The following is a 19369-nucleotide window of genomic DNA, read 5'->3' on the forward strand; positions in this document are numbered from 1 at the left end:
GGTCATACACACGCGGAGGTCGACTCGAGCCGGCGCAGGATCTGTTGCAGAAAGGCGCGCGGTCTGCGGGTCACGTAGAAGTGGTCGCCGGGCATCGCGATCGGTTCGTCCGCGCGGCGCAGCCAGTCCCGCCACGCGGCGACTTCTTCCCGCGACGCTTCGATGTCGCGGCTGCCATGGACGAGCAGCGTCGGCGTGTCGATGCGGCGCCGGTCGGCGCGCGGCATGCGGCGATAGGCTTCGGTGATCCGGAAGTCGGCGCGCAGCATCGGCAGGAAGATCGCGAGCAGCGATGGATCGGACAGCAGGGTGGCGTCGCTGCCGCCGATCTCGACGAGTTGATCGACGAACGCGCGGTCGTCGAGATGGCTGAGCAGGCGCCGCCCTTTCAGGTGCGGCGCGTGGCAGCCGGACAGCACGAGCGCGAACGGCGGCGCGCCGCGCTGCTCGAGACGCTCGCAGGTCTCGAACGCCACTTGCGCGCCCATGCTGTGCCCGGCGAGGATCAGCTTGCCGGGCGACGCCTGCGCTTCGACCAGCTCGTCGGCGAGCTGATCGGCGAGCCGGCCGATGTCGTCCGCGCCCGGCTCGCGCAGCCGGTGGTCGCGGCCCGGATAGATCGCGAGCGAGACGTCGATGCCGAAGTCGTCGACGTTGCGCCAATCGCGGAATGCGCTGCTGCTGCCGCCCGCGAACGGGCACATGACGAGCCGCCACGCAGCCGGCTCCGGCGACAGGATCCACGGGCGCAGCATCCGCCGCTCGTTCATGCCGCCACCTGTTCGTCGGGCGCGGCGTCGGCGAGCGTGCGCGGGTCGATCGCCGGCGGCGGCGCGACGCGGCGTTCGCGCGCGGGGCCCGCGCATTGCAGTGCCTTTTGCCAGATGCGGGCGAGCGCGAGCTGATAGGCGGGATCGAACGCGGCGGGCGCCGCCGCGCCGTCGAGATGCAGGCGCAGCGCGTGCAGCACGTGCGCGACGCCCGCGGGGCCGTCGACTTCGAGCGCGTCGCGCCAGCTTGCCGGCGCGGGATGCAGCGGCAGGGCGGGCGGCCGATCGAGATGCGCGCTTTCGGCGCCCGTCGTCCGGTACGCGCTGCGATTGCCGTCGCGATGCTGCGGGTCGTATAGCGCGGCGGTCCAGACGACTGGGCCGTAGCTCGCGTCGAGCGACAGATAGCCGGAAGGCCAGCCGAGCGTGAGCTGATGCATCGCGAGGCTGTGCAGATCGGGATCGTCGGGATCGAGATAGGTCTGCAAACGCAGCGTCGCGCGGCAGCCGGGCAGGCCGACTCGCAGCGCGTGGAACGCGGGATCATCGTCGTGCGCGGCGTCGAGCGTCGCGTCGACAGCGCCGCTCGCCTGCAGCAGCAGATCGAGCGACGAGTAGAGCAACTGTCGGCTCGTCGCGAGATGCGCGAAGTGCGCGTGCTCGCCGCCGAGCGCGCGCCGTACGCGCCGAGCGCGATCGATCCAGCAGCGGCCGGCCGGCGTGTGCGCATAGAAGCTGTTGACCCAATAGGCGCGCTCGCGTTGCGCGGCGAGCCGCTGCAGGCGGGCGACGTCGTCCGGATGCAGCGGATGCTCCTGCACGACGTGCGCGCCGCGTTCGAGGAATGCCTGCGCGAGCGACGTGCCGGCGCCGCCGACGACCGTCGAGCGGACGACCACGCATGCGATGTCGATGTCGCCGGGCACGTCGTCGATCGATGTGTAGAGCGGAATGCCGAATGCGTGAGCCAGTTGCCGCGCGCGCGGGCTGCCGTTCGCGAGGAGTCCCGCGAGCTCGAGCCCCGGCTGCGGCGCGAGGAACGCATTCAGATAGATTTCGCCGAATTTTGCGCCGGCGACGAGTACGCGCCTGTTGCGCGCGTTGAGCGGTTTCATGCGACTTTCTCCTGCGGGCGGCGATGGTTGTCGCGCCACTGCCGGAACAGGGCGGCGACGTTCTGTGCTCGTGCGTCGTCCATCACGAGCGTCCAATGGTCTGCGTCGAGCGTGTGGCGTTCCGCGTGCGGGTCCCAGCCCTGCCAGTCGAGTTCGGCCGGTTGCCAGCGGGACGGGCGGTGCGCGGCGGCGATCCACAGGCAGCGGATCGGCAGCGGGGCGGGCGCGTGGTGGCGCGCGAGCAGGCCGAGCAGGCCGCCGATGCGCGTCAGCCAGCGCTGCGCATCGGCGGCGCTCGTGCGCTCCGGCAGCAGCCCGGCCGTTTGCGCGGCGCGGACGAAGCACGCGGTCTGCTCGTCGGCGTCGAGCTGTTCGAGGTCGTCGGGCAGCGGCACGACGGCGCGCCCTTGTGCGAGCAGACGCAGCAGCGACGCGCGATCGGCATGATCGAAATCGGCGCGGCAGACGGGATCGAGCAGTGCGAGTTCGACCGTCTCGCCATGCTCGTGCAGCAAGCGCGCGGCCTCGGCGGCGACGGACGCGCCATAGGACCACCCGATCAACGTATACGGCCCATGCGGCTGCAACGTGCGGATGGCTTGCACGTAGCGATCGGCGAGCGCGCCGAGATCGTCGGGCAGCGTCGCGTCCGTCGCGCGCAAGCCGTGAACGCGGCAGTCCAGATGCCGCGCGAGCGGCACGTACGCGGCGAGCTCGCCGTCGGACGCGTGGAACATGAACACACGCGCCGGATCGCGCCCCTCGGCGAGCGCCACCAGGCAGCCGCCCGCATCGGCTGCCGCTTCGGACGCGGGCGGCGCGTTCAGCGTCGCGCAGAACGCGCCGAGCGTCGGTTCGGCGAAGAGCGCCTGCAGACTCGCGCCGCGCATGCCGTCGCGATTGAGCTGCGCGATCATTCGCGTCGCGATCAGACTGTCGCCGCCGCATTGGAAGAAATCGCTGTCGCGATGAACCGGGCACTTCAGCAGCGCCTGCCACACCGCGCCGATGCTGCGTTCGAGCGCGGCTTGCGCTTCCGGATCGCGCGGCGGCGCGACGGGCGCGACGGGCGCGGTCGACGAGTGCGCCGTGTGCGACGAGTGCGACGTGTGCGACGTGTGCGACGCGCGAGCCGCACGGCTCGACGCGCCTTCGTTCGATTCGTCGGGCCGTTTTACGTGGCGGTCCGCATGTCGATCGATGCACTCGCATTGCCGGATGCGCACCGGCGGCAGCGCGTCGCCGCAGCATGCGCGCAGGCCGCGTTCGAGCACCCCGAGATCGAGCCGGCCGACATGCGTCGCGCGTGCGAGCACCAGGTGCTGACGCAGCGGGCTGCACGCCTGCTCCGGCCACGCGAGTTCGACCGCGAAGCCCGCCTGCCCGAGCGCGTCGCGCCACATCGGCAGATCGAGCATCGGCTTGTCGTCGGCCGTGCGGAAGTCGTCGTAGCCGTTCAGGCCTTCGATGAAGCCGATGCTCGCCATCTGCAGCGCGCTGTCGCGCTCGGTCGCCTCGATCATCAACAGGCGGCCGCCCGGCCTCAGCAATTGCCCGAGGCGGCGCAGCGACCGCACGACGTCGCTCGCGTCGTGCAGCACGTTGACCGCGACGATGACGTCGTAGCCTGCTTCCGGATGCGCATCGAAATCGACCGGCGCGTTGATGTCGAAGCGCGCGTAATCGAGCTGCGCGTGGCCGGCGAAGCGTTCGCGGGCGGCGTCGAGGAATAGCGTCGACACGTCGGTGAAGCGGTAGCTGTGCAGCCGGCCGTCGAGCGCCGGCACGAGGTGGCGCGTCGTCGCGGCGGTGCCGGCGCCGACTTCGAGCACGCGCAGCCCGCCCGAGCGCTCGCCGAGCGCGCGCGCGATCTGCGCGGCGCCGCGATTCAGGCAGTCGATCGCCGGATTGTCGCTGTACAGCGCGCGGGTGAGCGCATCGTCGTCGTCGAACAGCAGCGCGAGCGGCGCTTGCGTGCCGTCGAACAGCGCATCGTGACGCGCGATGCACGTATCCAGATACGCGCCGAGCGCGCGGCTCCAGCCGGCTTGCGGTAGCGCCTCGGCCGGGCCGGGAACGGTATCGAGCGCACGTTCGCCGACGAACGCGTCGCCTTCGCGGCGCAGCCAGCCGCGCTCGGCCAGCGCGAGCAGCCATTGCCGCGCGAGCCGGCGATACTGCGGCCGCGCGCGCAGGCGCGACTGCACTTCGTCGAGATCGTGGCGTTGCCCGGCCTGCGCGAACAGGCCGTGGCGATGCAGCGTCCGGGCGATGCCGCGCAGCGCGCGCGCCTCGAGCCAGTGCCATGTCGCATCGATTTCCGCGAGCTGCGACGCGTCGAGCATCGGCAGCGCAGACGTCAGGGTCAGCGGCGCGTCGATCTCGGGCGGCGGCGCGACCTGCGCGCCGGCAGCCGACACGACGATGTCGAGCGTGCGACCGTCTTCGGCGAGCGCCGCGTCGGCATCGGATACGCCGTCCTGCGCGCGCAGCAGGTCTTCGATGTCGCGCAGATCCATGCCCGCATCGTCGGCACGCAGCGGCCAGCGGCGACGCGCGAAATCCGCCCATGCGCCGTCGTCGCGCAGCTGCGCGAGCCCGGACTGCGTCATCCGTTCCGGTTGCGCGGCGATTCCGCGCAGCAGGCATCGATAATCGTCGAACATCGCCTGCGCGGCGCCGTGTGCGAGCACGTCATCCATGCAGTACCAGCTGAACACGAGATCGCCGTCGACTTCCATCACCTGATGATCGAGCCAGACCTGCGGCGTCTGAGTGAACACGTGCGCCGGCTCGCCGAACAGGCTCGTCATCGCCTGATCGATGCTCAGGCCGTCGAGCGACATCCCCAGCATGCTCGTGAACACGACCGGCATCAGCGGCCGGCGAGGATCGTGCGCGCGGCCGCGCGACAGCTCGCGCATCAGCTCGACGCCGTTGACCTGGCTGTGCGCGAGGCGCTGCCAGAGCCGTTCCTGCGTGCGCTCGATCGTGTCGCGCAGCGTCGGTGCGCCGTTCAGCGCGAAATCGATCAGCAGCACCGACGTGAAATCGCCGATCAATTGAGAGACCTGCGGGTGATCGGGACGCCGGTTGAAGAACGTCAGGTTCAGCGTGAAATCCGGATGCCGGCTCCAGCGTTCGAGCGTGTGCGCGAAGAGCGCGAGCAGCGCGGCCGACGGCGTCGCGCCCCAGCGCTGCCATTCGCGTTTGAGCTTGTCCCAGTCCGCGCGTTCGAGGCGCGCCTGATATGTGGTGAAGCGGGGCCGCGCGCGGTCGGCGCGTTCGGGGTCGAGCGGCAGCACGGGCGCGGGCGGCAGTTGCGGGAGCGTGCGTTGCCAGTAGCGCCACGATGCCTGCCAGTCGGGCGCGTCGCGGCGCGCCTGATCGGCGAGCACGTAGTCGCGGAACGTGATCTGCAGCGGTTCGAGCGCCGCGCCGCGATAGGCGCGCGCGAGGTCGTCCATCATCACCTTGAAGCTCTGCACGTCGAACAGCAGCAGGTCGAGGTTCATGTGGAGCCGGTAGCGCGCATCGTCGAGCTCGGTCACGGCGAGCTCGAACAGCGGCCAGCGGTCGGCGGGAAGCACGCGGTAAGACAGTGCGTCGCGGGTGTGTTCGAGCGCGCGCGCCTGCTCGTCGGCGGCGAGGCGCTTCAGATCGTGCCGCCGCGGCCGGTAGGCGGGCACGTCGCGCAGGATGCGCTGGCGGCCGTCCGCATCGACGATCATCCGCAGCATGTCGTGACGCGCGACGAGCGCGTTCCAGGCGGCCTCGAAGCGCGCGAGGTCGAACGTGTCGTGCCGCATGTCCCATTCGAACAGTACGTGACACGCGACGCCGCCATAGGCGATCAGATCGGTGCGGCCGAGCCAGTACGCGTGCTGGATCGGCGTCAACGGGAACGGCTCGAAGCGGTTCGCGGGATCGTGGATGAGCGCGCCGGTGTCCGAAGCGGGCGCGCTGGCGTCGGCGGGCGCGGATTCGACGATCAGCCGGCCGATTCCGGCGACCGTCATGTCGCGATACGCGCGCTCGGCGTCGAGCTTGACGCCGAGCTGCGATTCGACCGCGCTCCGCAATTCGAGGAACAGCAGCGAATCGAGGCCGAGCTTCAGCAGATCGCGTTTCGGCGTGAGTTGAGCGAGATCGTCGAGCTTCAACTGCGCGGCGATGCGCGCCGTCAACCATTGGCAGACGGCATCGGCATCGCGCGGATCGGGGCGTGCGGCGGCGGGAATCGCAGCGGTGGCCGCCGACGCCGAAGCGGCGGAGGAGGCCGCCGTCGGCGAGCGCGCGAGCCGGGCGGATGGCGTATCGGCGTCGAACAGCGCGCGGCGGCCGGCGTCGAGCCGCTCGCGCAGCACGCGCATCGCGAGCCGGTATGGCGCGCCGCGCATCACGGCCTGTTCCAGATGCCACAGGCCTTCCGCGCTCGACAGCACGCCCATCCCGCTTTCCGCGAGCTTGTGTTGCAATGCGGGCTCGGCCGCGCGTCCGGCTTCGCCCCACGCGCCCCACGCGATGGAGATCACCGCCGGCGCTTCGCCGCTTGCGCGCGCTTCGGCGAGCCCGTCGAGGTAGGCGCTCGCGAACGCGTGCGCGCCTTGTCCCGGCGCGCCGAGCGCGGCGGCCGCCGACGAATAGAAAAGCAGATAGCGCGCGTCGTGCGCGCCGAGCCAGTCGCGCAGCACGCGCGCCGCGTCGGCCTTCAGCGCGAGCACGGGCGCGATGCGTTCGGCGTCGAGCGTGGCGAGCGGCGCGTCGTCGAGGACGCCGGCCGCATGGATCGCGCCCGCGACGCCGCCATCCGCGTGCAGCGCTTGCAGCGCCGCCGTCAACTGCGCGGGCTCGGCGACGTCGCAGCGCACCCAGCGCAATTCGCATGCATGATGCGCTTCGGCTTCATGCTGGAACGCGGGCCAGTCGTCATGAGCGCGAGGCGCGACGAGCGCGATGCGGCGCGCGCCGTGGCGCGCGAGCCAGCGCACGCTCAGCCGGCCGAGGCCGCCGAACGCGCCGGTGACGACGTGCCAGCGTTCGCCGGCGAGCGCGCCGGCGGGCAGCGCGGGCGCGACGTAGGGTTGCGCCGCGAGCGATGGCGCATGCGCGCGGCCGTCGCGGACCGCGAGCCAGCGAGCGCCGCTGCCGAGCGCATCGAGCGCCGGCAGCAGATCGCGCCACGCGGCGGCCGGATGCAGGTCGATCGCGGCGAGCACGCGGTCCGGCTGTTCGGCGGCCGCGACGCGCAGCAGCCCCCAGGCGGCGCGATGCGCGGGGTCGACGAGATCGTCGGCGTGGACCTTCCATGCGCCGCGGGTCACGACGACGAGCGGCGCGCGGCTTGCATCGGCCAGCGCGGCGAGCAATGCCGACGCGATCGCCTGTAGCGGCTTTTCATCCGGATCGAGCACGAACAATCGGCGATCCGCGTGCGGCGCGACCGGCACGCCCGCGTCGCGCAGCGCGTCGGCGAACGACGCCGACTCGGCGTGCAACGCGATGCCGTTCGCATCGGTAGACGCATCGGGCACGGGCCGCCAGCGCCAGCCGTAATGCGTATCGCGCGCAGGCAGCGGCGCGGGCAGGCCGCCTTCGGTGGAATCGGCGTCGAGCGGCCGCCACGCGCCGGTTTCGTCGCGCGCGTCGAGCGCGATCCGCGCCGCGCCGAACGGACTGGCGCACCAGCGCAGGCGTACGAGCGTCAGCCACGCGGGCGCGCGCTCGGGCGCGCGAATCGTCGGCGCCGCCTGGCCGCCGCCGTGGCGGCCCGCCAGTTCCGCGCCGCCGCGCGCGAGCCGTTGCTGCCAGGCCTCGCGCCGGCCCGCGCAATCGGACCAGTCGGCGAGATACACGCCGTCGTCGGTGAGCGGCTGACCGAGCAGCGGATCGGCGTCGTCTGCGAGCCACGGCGCGACGCCCGCCGAGCGGCCCGGCGCGGACGCGAGCACGATGTGCTCGCTGATGCCGGACGTCGGCGCGCCGTCGTCCGGCAGCCAGTCGATGCGCTCGAAGCCCGCCGCGATGCATTGTTCCTTCCAGCGCGCGGTCGACAGGAACAGCTCGCCGCCGCGCGCGTCCTCGTCGTGCAGCGGCAGCACGAGCGGGCCGAATACGAAATCGAAGAGGCGCATCGGCCGCGTGATCTCGCGCATCAGCAGACGGCCGCCCGGTTTCAGCAGCGGCGCGAGGTTCGCGAGCGTACGGCCGACGTGCTGCGTCGCATGGATCACGTTGGCCGCGACGATCAGGTCGTATGCGCCTGCTTCGAAGCCTTGCGTTTGCGCGTCTCTTTGCAGATCGAACACGCGATAGCCGACGCATTCGTGAGCGGCGAATTTCTGCTCGGCGCGCCGCGTGAAGATCGGCGAGATGTCGGTGAAGTCGTAGCGGACGTTCGGCTCGCCGTCGAGTTCCGGCAGCAACCACGCGGTCGTGCCGCCGGTGCCGCCGCCGACTTCGAGAATCCGGAACGGGCGGTGCCGGCGACGGTTCGTCTGCCGCTCGCGGACCAGCCCCGCGACGACGCCCGCGGCGATCTGGTTGAAATAGCGCCCGAAGCTGAATTCCTGATACAGCACTTCGACGCCGCTCGACGCGCTGTCCGGGAAGATCACCGCCACCGGCTCGATGTCGCCGCTCATCATCGCGTGCAGGCTGTCTCCCGCGCGCGCGACGGTGTCGGCGATCACGTCGAAGCCTTCGCAGCAGTCGCGCAGGATCTGCAGCAGCGCGTCGCGTTCCGCGTGGGGCACCGCGAGCGCGAGCGCGGGCGCGTAGCGGTCGTCGTCGCGGCGGTAGTAGCCGTCTTCGACGCACGCATTCAGGAGCCGCACGAGCAACTGGCGATGGCGCGGCAGCAGACGGCCCGCGCGCAGGATGTCGAGCGCGGTCGCGCCTTCGTCGAAGCGCTCGCCGATGCAGCGGCGCACGAGTCGATCGACGTAGATCGCATGCAACTGCGTGACACATGCGTAGAGTCGCTGCAGGCGCGGCAGATCGAGCGATGCGGCGGCCGCGGCCGCGACCCGGCGGCCTTCGGCGAGCGCCGGGTCGATATCGCCGCCGTGCGCCGCGGGCAGTGTCACGGCCGCCGGCTGCGCATCGCGCCAATAGCGTTCGGCATCGAACGGATAGCGCGGCGCGTGCAGCTTGCGGCCGGACGACGGCAGCACGTTCGCCCACGGCAGCGCGACGCCCGCCGCATAGAGTTCGAGCGTCGCTTGCCGCGTTTGCGCGAGCGCGGGCTGTTGCCGGCGCGCGCTCGCGATCCAGCGCGCGCGTTGCGGCGACTCGCGCAGGCCGATCCCCGTCAGCTGCGCATCGGGCCCGAGTTCGAGAAACACGCCCGCGCCCTGTGCGATGGCGTGACGGACCGCATCGGCGTAACGGACCGGTTCGCGCATGTGCCGGCGCCAATAGCCGTGCGCGTTGAGCCCATCCGCGTCGATCGGCTCGCCGAGCAGCGTCGACACGAGCTGTACGCGGCCGGGCGCCGCATGCAGTTGCGCGGCCGCACGTTCGAACGCGTCGAGCACCGGATCGAGCAGCGCCGAATGCGCGGCGCCCGGGACCGTGAGCCGCGCGTGGCGAATGTCTTTTGCGGCGAGCGCGGCGGCGAGCGCGTCGACTGCGTCGCGACGGCCGGAGAACACGAGATGACGCTCGCCGTTATGCGCGGCGACGTCGACGCCCGCTTGCCCGGCGAGCGGCAGCAATTCGTCGGCGCACGCGAACGCGGCGAGCATCGCGCCCTCCGCGCAGTGCTGCATCAGCGCGCCGCGCAGCCGGACGAGCGGCATCGCCTGCTCGATCTCGTAGTGTCCGGCGACGACCGCGGCCGCGTATTCGCCGACCGAATGACCGATCACGATCTGCGGCTCGAGACCGAGTGCGCGCCAGTGCGCGGCCATCGCGAGTTCGAACGCGACGATCGCGGGTTGTGCGTAGTCCATCCGTTCGAGCAGATCGCCGCGCTCGCCGAACATCGCGTCGCGCAGCGGGACGTCGAGCTCGCCGTCGCAGGCCGCGAAGCAGCGGTCGAGACACGCGGCGAACGCGGGCGATTGCCGATAGAGCGCCTGTCCCATGCCGGGCCAGTGCGAGCCCTGGCCCGTGAAAAGCCAGACCATTTGCCCGGCTTCGCCGCTGCCGCGATGGACGAGCGCATCGTCTTCGCCCAGCGCGAACGCGTCGAGCGCCGCGACGGTCTCGTCGCAGAACGGCACCGCGAGCCGGTGCGGCAGGTCGAGCTGCCGTCCGCGCAGCGCGGTGTGGAGCAAGTCGCGCGCGCTCGCATGCCGCAGCGCGTGCGCGTAGCTGCGCGCGAGGCGTTGCAGCGCCGGCTCGCTCGCCGCGCTCAGCAGCAGCGCCGCGCCCGCGTCCGGCTGCGCACGGTCGTCGCCGCCGGCCGCCGTGCGCAGCGCGTCCGGCAGCGACGCGACGACCACATGGCAGTTCGTGCCGCCGATGCCGAACGACGACACGCCCGCGACGCGCGATGCGTCGTCCCAGGGCTGCGCTTCGGTGGGCACGTAAAACGGGCTGTCGTCGAGGCCGAGCGCCGGATTCGGCTTGCGGAAGTGCAGGCTCGGCGGAATCGCGCGCCGCTCGACGGCGAGCACGGCTTTCAGCAGGCTCGCGATGCCGGCCGCCGTATCGAGATGCCCGAGGTTGCTCTTGACCGAGCCGAGCGCGCAGCGCGGTCCTTCGCCCGCCCGGTGAAAGACGCCGCGCAGCGCTTCGAGCTCGATCGGATCGCCGAGCGGCGTGCCGGTGCCGTGCGCCTCGACGAGGCCGATCTGCGTGCTGTCGACGCCCGCGAGCATCAGCGCGTCGCGGATCGCGTCGCGCTGTCCGGCCGCCGACGGCGCGGTGTAGCCGACCTTGCGGTCGCCGTCGTTGTTGATCGCGCTGCCGAGCAGCACCGCGACGACGGGGTCGCCGTCGCGCAGCGCGTCGCCGAGCCGCCGCAGCACGACCGCGCCGACGCCGTTGCCGGCGAACGTGCCTTGCGCGTCGGCGTCGAACGGCCGGCAGCGGCCGTCCGGCGAGAAGATCATGCCCGGCTGATGCAGATAGCCCGCGTGCTGCGGAAACGATACGGCCGCGCCGCCCGCGACGGCCATGTCGCATTCTCCGGCGCGCAGGCTTTCGCAAGCCAGGTGCGCCGCGACGAGCGAGCTCGAGCACGCGGTCTGCACGGCGAGCGCCGGGCCGCGCAGGTTCAGCTTGTACGCGACGCGCGTCGCGACATAGTCCTTGTCGTTGCCCATCAGCGATTGCAGGCCCTTGACCTGCGCGACTTCGGCGATCCGCAGCGGCTCCCTGCCCGGATACGTGCTGATGCGCGCGGACCCGAACACGCCGGTGCGGTGCGGAACGTCGCGCGGCGCGTAGCCCGCGTGCTCGAGCGCGTGCCAGACGATCTGCAGGAAGAGGCGCTGCTGCGGGTCGATCGATTCGGCTTCCTGACGGGAATAGCCGAACAGCGCGGCGTCGAACGCGTCGGCGTCGCGTACGACGGTGCCGACGTTGACGAAGTTCGGCGCGTCGATCGTCGCGGCGTCGAGGCCCGCGTCGAGCAGCGCCTGCCGCGTGAAGCGGCGGCTGCATTCGGCGCCGGCGAGCAGATTGCGCCAGAACGCGTCGCTGTCGTCCGCTTCCGGAAAGCGGCATGCGTGGCCGATCACGGCGATCGGCTCGCCGTTCGGGTAATGCGTCGCGAGCAGCGCGTCGAGGTCCGCGGCCGGGCGAGCGGACGAAATGGCTTTATCCATGACTGGTTTCGAGAGAGGGTTCGTGGGCGGCGGGAGAAAGCGCGGGCGTGGCCGGCCGCGCGAGCCGACGGCACAGCCGGCTCGCGGGCCACAGGCTCGCGACGGCCAGCGCGGCGAGCAAAGCGAGCACCGGGCGATAGCCGACGGCGTGGCTGACGCGCAGGACGGCCATCGACATCAGCATGGCGACGGCCATGTCGGTCGACTGGAACAGCGCGTAGTCGGATGCCGGCTGGTGAGGGCGGGTGAGTCCCATCAGCACGTTGTAGAGCGTGACGAAGCCGATCGCCGCCGCGACGTTGACGAAGCCGAACGCGAGCGTCCATTCGCGTATGCCGAAGCGGGGGTAGCCGATGGCGAGCACGCCTGCGAGCAGCGGGAACGACAGCATGACGGGCAGCACGCACCGCCACGCGCCGAAACGGCGCATGGCCCAGCCGCCGAGCGCGATGCCGACGCCGCTCGCGACCGTGCTGTAGATCGTGACGACTTCGCCGAGCGCGCTCAGGCCGAGCCCCGCATCGACGAGCAGCACGGTCTGCAGCGCCATCAGCCCGCGCATCGCGACGAGGTAGATCGCGGTCAGCGCGAGCGCGGGCCCGATCCCGCGCAGATCGCGCCAGCGCAGGCGCGGACGCGCCGAGCCGACGGGCGCGGCCCGCATCGGCTGCCGGATCAGCAGCGGCGGAATCAGCAGCAGCAGCGACAGCGCGGCGATGCCCGCGAAGCCGTAGCGCCAGCCGGCGCGCTCGGCGATCGCGAGGAACACGAACGAACCGAGCGGAATCCCCAGATAGCTGCCGCCGACTTGCGCGACGTTCGCGAACGGGCGGCTGCGGGCGTCGGTCGTGCAGATCGCGATGCCGTTCGCGTAGATGCCGTGGCTCGCGGACAGCAGCGTCAGCAGCGTCAGCGACACGACGATCGCGCCCGCCGCGTGCGCCGGCGGCAGCAAGCCGATGCACGCGATGAGGGCCGCCATGCCGAGTTGCAGCAGCACGAGACTGCCCTGATAGCGGTTGCCGCGCAGCGGCAGCGCGTGGCGCTCGCACCACGGCGCCCACAGGAATTTGCCGACCCAGGGCAGCATCGCGAGCGACAGCCAGCTCAGCTGAGCGAGGTCGGCGCCTGCGTGCCGGAAGTAGCCGACGACGCCCTGCATGGTCAGCGCGCTGACCATCCCCTGGTGCGCGTAGTAAGACCAGTACGGCAGATAGCGCTTCATGCGGCGGCGCCTCGCCTGCGCTGCAGCCTCGCTCTGCGTTGGTCGAGGAGCGCGCGCCGGTTCGCGTCGTCGGCCTGGGCCGGCGCGTGCGCGCCGCCGAGATGCGCGGCGAGCGCGTGCGGCGATGCATGCGTGAAGAGATCCGTCACCGCGAGCGACGCGTAGCCCGCGTGCCGAAGCTTGACGTGCCATTGAACGAGTTCGAGCGACGATGCGCCGGCTTCGAAGAAGCTTTGTCGCGCGGCGATCGGCAGGCCGAGCGTCTGTTCGAAATGCTGGCGCAGCCGGCCGACGAGCGCGGCGTCGACCGGCGCGTCGTCGCGAGGCACATCGATCGGCGTGGTGGACGCGGCGGGCACGGCGGTCGCAAAACCGACGGCGCGCTCGTCGCGCATCGTCCGCGCGCCGGCCTGGTTGACACGCGGCACGAGGACGTCGAGCGGCAGCCGCCACGCCGATGCGTCGGTCGCGAGCCGCTGCAGCAGCGCGACGTACTGATCGAACATCGCGCGCAGCCGGTCGGGCTCGAACAGCGCTTCGACCGCATCCCAGTTGAAGCGCAGCTCGCCTTCCGATTCGTAGACCTGGTGATCGAGCCATACCTGCGGCGTCTGCGAGATGCCCGAGCGCGGTTCGAGCCACGACGCGTGGGCGAGGAAGCGGTCGTGATCGAAGCCGAGCGCGCTCGTGAAAACGACCGGCATCTCGGCGGCGGCCCGGCCGTGCCGCTGCGCGAGCTGGCGCATTACCCAGAGCGCCGATACGTCGCGGTGCGCGAGGTCTTGCCACAGCCGCTGCTGCAGCCGCTGCGCGCTCGCGAGCCAGTCATTCGCGGGCTGCCACGCGAGCAACAGCAGCGACGTGAAGTCGCCGAGCACCTGCTCGATCTGCGGATGCACCGGCTGCCGATCGAACAGCGTCAGGTTCACGCACAGCTCGCGCTGCGCGCTCCACGCGGACAGCACGGCCGAATACGCGGCGAGCAGCAGGGCCGACGGCGTCAGGCTCGCCGCGCCGGCGTGCGCCTTCAGCGCGCGCCATTGCGCGCGCGACAGGCGCGCCGACAGCCGCACGAAGCGCGGCGTCCCGATTTCCGCGGGCGTGCGGCGAAGCGGCAGTTGCGGTGCGCAGGGCAGGCCGTCGAGCCGGCGCTGCCAGTAGGCGAGCGACGCTTCGCTGGCGCGCCGGCCGGCGACGTGCGTCACGTAATCGCGAAAGCCGATGTCGAGCGGCGGCAGCGCGCGATCGGGCGCGACATACAGGTGTTCGAGCTCGGCGAACAGGATCTGCATGCTGAGACCGTCGAGCATCAGATTGTCGAGACACACGTAGAGCCGGCTGCGCTCGCCGCCGTCTTCGGCCGCTTGCACGTCGAACACGGGCCAACGCGCGGGGTCGAGGACCTGATGCGCGAGCCGCTCGCGCAGCGCGGCGGCGTCGGGACCGTCGAGGCTCGCGACGCGATGGCGCGTCAACGCGAACGGCGGCGCTTCGGCGAGCACCTGCTGCCGGCCGTCGCGGACGACCGCGCGCAGCATGTCGTGGCGCGCGATCAGGCGGTTCCACGCCGCTTCGAATCGCACGACGTCGAGCCGCTCGACTTCGAATTCGACGAAGAAGTGCGAGCCGACGCCGCCCAGCGCGAAGCCGGCCTGGCGGCCGACGAGATACGCCTGCTGGACGTCGGTGAGCGGGAACGGCTGGAAGCGCGACGCGGCGTCGGGCCGCAGCGTGTCCGCTGCCGGCTCGATGCGCGGGCGCAGCGTCGCGGCGAAGGCGGCGAGCGTCGGGTAGTCGAACAGATCGCCGAGCCGCGCCGTGTAGCCCGCCCGATCAAGTTCGCCGATCAGGCGCGTCGCGAGCAGGCTGTCGCCGCCGAGCTGCAGGAAGTGGCTGTGCCGATGCACCGCATCGACTTGCAGCAGGCGTCGCCACAGCGCGGCGACGGCCGTTTCGGCGTCGCCCTGCGGCGCTTGCCGCGCGGCGTCGGCATCGGCATCGGCATCGGCATCGGCATCGGCATCGGCATCGGCGACAGCGGCGGCGGCGGCGGCGGCGGCGGCGGGCGCGCAGCGGGCCAGCAGCGCCTTGTGGTCGATCTTGCCGTTCGCGGTGAGCGGCAGGGCGTCGATGAAGTAGAGGCGCTGCGGCAGCATGTAAGACGGCAGGTGCGCGGCGAGCGCCGCGCTCAGCTTTCGCGGAGCGGGCGTGCGCACGATGGCGGGCGCGCGCAGCACGAAGCGCCGGTGCGCGCCGACGTCGTCCGACTGCTCGCACGCGAGCGCGCGATCGTCGAATGTGCGCCGCCAGTCTTCCGCGCGACGCAGGCTGTGCTGCGCGGCAGCGCCGCCCGCGAGTAGGTCGGCGCTGACGAGCGCGAGCGCCGACGCATCGCGCAGCTCGGTCACATAGACAAGTGCCGACGGCGCGGCCAGCTCGACGAGTTCGTCGAGCGCCGCATCGCCGAGGCGGTGCAGCGCGTTGTTGGCCCAGACCACGTCAGCGCCGTGCGCGAGATCGTTCAGCGACGCGGGGGCCGCGCGCCGCGCTTGCGCATGCGGGAACGCGGCGAGGCGCGCCTGCGCGCGCAGCACCATGTCCTGCGACGCGTCGACGGCCGTGTAGATCAGCCGTTGCGCGTCGAGGCGGCGCAGCAGCGCTTCGCCGCACAGGCCGCTGCGCGCGCCGATCTCGACGAGCCGTGCGGGCCGCCCCAGCGAGCGGGATAGCGCCGCGACCGCGGTGGCGAGCGCATCGATCGCTTGCCCGGCGCCATCGCTGCGCAGCAGCAGCGATTCCGGCGACCAGAACGGATGGTCGAGCAGCGTGTGCGCCGGGCGCAGCCCGCGCAGGATCGCGCCGAGCGCGTCGTGGTGAGCGAGCAGCGCGTCGGCGGTCGTGAAGAGCGGATCGTCGGCGCGCGGCCGGCGGCGCGCGTGGTCGTAGCGCGGGCCGCGGCGATACGCGCCGTCACGTTCGGCGAGGCGGCCGTGCGCGGCCAGCAGCGCGAGCCAGCGCGCGAACAGCGCACGCCACGCCGGCTGCGCGCGATAGCACGCGAGCGCCGCGTCGACGTCGAGCGGCGCGTCGAAGGCCACGCCTTCGCGTTGCAGATGGTCGTGCAGGAAATCGGCGACGAGACGTTCGATGGCCGCGTCGGACTTCGCGATGGCGTCGGCATCGGCATCGACATCGACATCGCGGCTGGCGTCTGCGATTGCGCTCGCGTTGCCGATGGCGTCGATGGTGTCGACGGCGCGGCCGGCGCGTGCATCCGCATCCGCGTCCGCATCCGGATCGGCTTCCCGAGCGGCTTCCCGAGCGGCGCCGCAATCGCCCATGGGCGCGAACAGCGCGCGAAAGTCGGACGGCCATGCCGCATCCGCCCGCCGTTCGTCGAACAGCGCGTCGCCCGACGGCACGACGAACGCCGCAAGCGATTTGTCGCGCTCGCCGGCCGCGAGCGCGATGCCGGTCTTGACGCCGTCGATGCGATTGAGCGCCGCGTCGATCTCGCCGAGCTCGATCCGGTAGCCGCCGATCTTCACCTGCTTGTCGCGCCGGCCGAGAAACTCGAGTGTGCCGTCGGGCCAGTAGCAGCCGTGATCGCCCGTCCGATACCAGCGGCCGCTCGCGTCGTCGACGAATTGCCGCGCGGTGCGTTCGGCGTCGTTGAAGTAGCCGAGCGCGACGCCTTCGCCGCCGATCCACAGCTCGCCCGGCACCCAATCCGGGCAATCGCGGCCCTGCTCGTCGACGACGCGATAGCGCTGGTTCGCGAGCGGATAGCCATAAGGGATCGAGCGCCATGGCGGCGGCACGTCGCCGACATCGTAAGCGTTCGACCAGATCGACGCCTCGGTCGCGCCGCCCATGGCGACGAGCTCGCCGTCCGCGCGAAACGCGCGGTAGCGCGCAGGCAGATCCAGACCGATCCAGTCGCCGGACAACATCGCGACGCGCAGCGTCGACGGCGCGCGCAGCTCGAAGCCTTCGGCGTACGTGACGAGCATGTCGAACAGCGCGGGCACGCTGTTCCATACGGTCACGCGATGGCGGTCGAGCAGTTCGCACCAGACGGCCGGATCGCGCCGCTGCGCTTCGTCGACCAGCACGAGCGCGCCGCCCGCCGCGAGCACGCCGAAGATGTCGTAGACCGACAGATCGAAGTGCAGCGCGGACAGCGCGAGCACGCGATCATCGGAGCCGACGCGGTAGCGCCGGTTCAGCTCCGCGCACGTGTTGAGCGCGCCGCGATGCGAGATCACGACGCCCTTCGGCGCGCCGGTCGAGCCGGACGTGTAGATCACGTACGCCGGCATGCGCGGATCGACCGCGACGGGATCGCGCAGCGCGTCGGCCGCGACGGCGTCCTGCCACGCGAGATAGCGCGCCGGATCGTCCGGCGCCGCGATCGCCGCCGGATCGTCGCGGCAGACGAGCACCCGCTTCACGCGAGCGTCGTCGTAGATCTTGCGGCGGCGTTCTTTCGGCTGGTCGAGCGGCACGGGGACGTAGACCGCGCCCGCGTGCAACACGCCGAGCACCGCGACGATCTGCCCGATGCCCTTCGACATGCTGACGGCGACCGTGTCGCCCGCTCCCACGCCGCGCGCCGCGAGCGCGCCCGCGCAGCGGCGCGCCTGTTCGGCGAGCGTCGCGTAGCTGAGCCGCGCGTCGCGATGGATCAGCGCGACGGCGTCGGGCGTGCGCCCGGCCGCGTGGAAGAAGCCGTCGTGCAGGCAACCGTCCGGCACCGGCCGCGCGGTGTCGTTGACGCGCGCGCGGACCGCGCGCTGCGCGTCGGGCATCGGATCGGGCAGCGGCTTGCGCCAGGCGCCGGCGTCACGCACGAGATGCCGCACGAGCGCGACGTACGCATCGAACAGCGCATCGACGAGGCTTGCCGGAAAGAGCGCGTCGACGCTGTCCCACTGCAGCCATACCGACGCGCCGTGTTCGAACGCGAGATGGTCGATCCATACTTGCGGCGTTTGCGAGATGCCCCACGCGGGCTCGCCGAGCGCGGCGGCGGTGTCGCGGCCGTACAGCGGGCGGCCGAGATTGCTCGTGAACACGATGGGCGCGCCGTGCGGATGACGTTGTTCCTTGCGCAACTCGCGCAGCAGCTCGACGCCCGACCAGTGGCGATGCTCGTAGGCGTCGGCGAACGCCGCCTGGTTCGCGCGCGCGAGCGCGTCGAACGGCGCGCCTTCGGCGGCGAGATCGATCAGCAGGATGTTCGTGAAGTCGGCAATCATCCGCTCGACGGCCGGATCGAGCGGCTGTCGATCGAACAGCGTCAGGTTCAGCAGCAGGCGCGGCTCGCCGCTCCAGCGCGCGAGCACCGCGCCGAAGCACGTCGCGAGCGCCATCGTCGGCGTGACGCCGCACGCGCTCGCCTGCGCCTTGAACGCGCGCCAGTCGGCGTCGCCGAGCGCCGCGCGGCGGCGGCTGAAGCGCACCGGCGCGACGCGCTCGGGTTCCTGGGCGAGCGGCAGACGCGGCGCGGCCGGCAGTTCGGGCAGCTTCGCGCGCCAGTAACGCTGCGCCGTTTCGCGCGCGGCCGCGCTGTCGTGCCGCAGATGCGCGACGTAGCTGCGAAAGTCGTAATCGCTGCCGATGTCCGGCAACGCGCGGCCGCCGACGAGCGCCGCGAGCTCGTCGAACACCAGCGTGAAGCTCGCCGCGTCGAGCACGAGCAGATCGAGGTCGACGTGCAGGCGATGCCGCCCGCCGGGAAGCAGCGACAACTGGAAGTCGAACGTCTCGCCGTGCTCGACGTCGAGCACGCGATGGCCGAGGCGTTCGCGCAATGCGGCGAGCGCCTGCTCGCGCTCCGCGTCGCCGCAGGCGCGCAAATCGTGCACGGCGACGCCGGGCCAGCTCGAACCCGCACGCCATTGCTGGCGGCCGTCCGCGCGGAACGCGACGCTCAGCATCGGATGGCGGGCGATCAGCGCGCGGACGGCGGATTCGAGCCCGTCCGGCGTGAGCCCCGCGCCGTCGAACTCCTGATACAGATGGCAGCCGACGCCGCCGAGCGGCTGCTGCGCGGCGCGGCCGACGAGATACGCGTGCTGGACGGGCGTGAGCGCGAACGCTTCGCCGTCGCGCATCGTCGGCCATGCCCGAGGCGCGGCGGGCCGCTCGGCGACGCGCGCGGGGCTGCGCCGCATCAGCGCGAGCCAGCCGGCGAGCGTCGGCTCGCGGTACAGCTCGCGCAGCGTCAGCGTATGGCCGCGCGAGCGCAGCCGGTTCAGCCACGCCATCAGGCGCATCGAGTCGAGACCCAGTTGCAGCAGGTTGGCGTCGGCGTCGAGTCGTTCGGGATCGACGGACAGATCGGCGGCAAGCTCGCCGCGCAGCGATGCGCCGTCGAGCGCGATGCGGTCGGCTTCGACGGCTGGATCGGGGGCGAGGCTCGTATGAAGGTCGGACATGAATGAAGATCTCGAGTCGGTTGTGATGCGAAACCCG

General features: G+C 71.9%; 5 protein-coding genes. All 5 read right to left on the reverse strand.

The features are described 5' to 3' along the window. Window positions 1-2: 2 nt before the first annotated feature. From WS62_RS22675 to WS62_RS22695, 5 genes are read right to left on the reverse strand one after another with little or no spacing between them, the layout of a single operon-like run. Window positions 3-770: a thioesterase II family protein gene (locus WS62_RS22675; RefSeq protein WP_066575530.1), complete on the reverse strand. Its 768-nt coding sequence runs from the start codon at window positions 768-770 to the stop codon at window positions 3-5. Beyond that, window positions 767-1885: a Gfo/Idh/MocA family oxidoreductase gene (locus tag WS62_RS22680; RefSeq protein WP_066575533.1), complete on the reverse strand. Its 1119-nt coding sequence runs from the start codon at window positions 1883-1885 to the stop codon at window positions 767-769. The genes WS62_RS22675 and WS62_RS22680 overlap by 4 nt, the downstream gene beginning before the upstream one ends. Next, the gene (locus tag WS62_RS22685; protein ID WP_066575537.1) at window positions 1882-11664 is read right to left on the reverse strand and encodes a type I polyketide synthase; all 9783 of its coding nucleotides are present in this window, start codon (window positions 11662-11664) and stop codon (window positions 1882-1884) included. The genes WS62_RS22680 and WS62_RS22685 overlap by 4 nt, the downstream gene beginning before the upstream one ends. Next, on the reverse strand, window positions 11657-12889 hold the full coding sequence (locus tag WS62_RS22690; RefSeq protein ID WP_066575538.1) for an MFS transporter: 1233 nt from the start codon (window positions 12887-12889) through the stop codon (window positions 11657-11659). The genes WS62_RS22685 and WS62_RS22690 overlap by 8 nt, the downstream gene beginning before the upstream one ends. After that, window positions 12886-19332: a non-ribosomal peptide synthetase gene (locus WS62_RS22695; RefSeq protein ID WP_066575539.1), complete on the reverse strand. Its 6447-nt coding sequence runs from the start codon at window positions 19330-19332 to the stop codon at window positions 12886-12888. The genes WS62_RS22690 and WS62_RS22695 overlap by 4 nt, the downstream gene beginning before the upstream one ends. Window positions 19333-19369: the final 37 nt, after the last annotated feature.

The organism is Burkholderia sp. ABCPW 14 (assembly GCF_001523835.1).
GTDB classification, from domain to species: Bacteria; Pseudomonadota; Gammaproteobacteria; order Burkholderiales; family Burkholderiaceae; genus Burkholderia; species Burkholderia mayonis.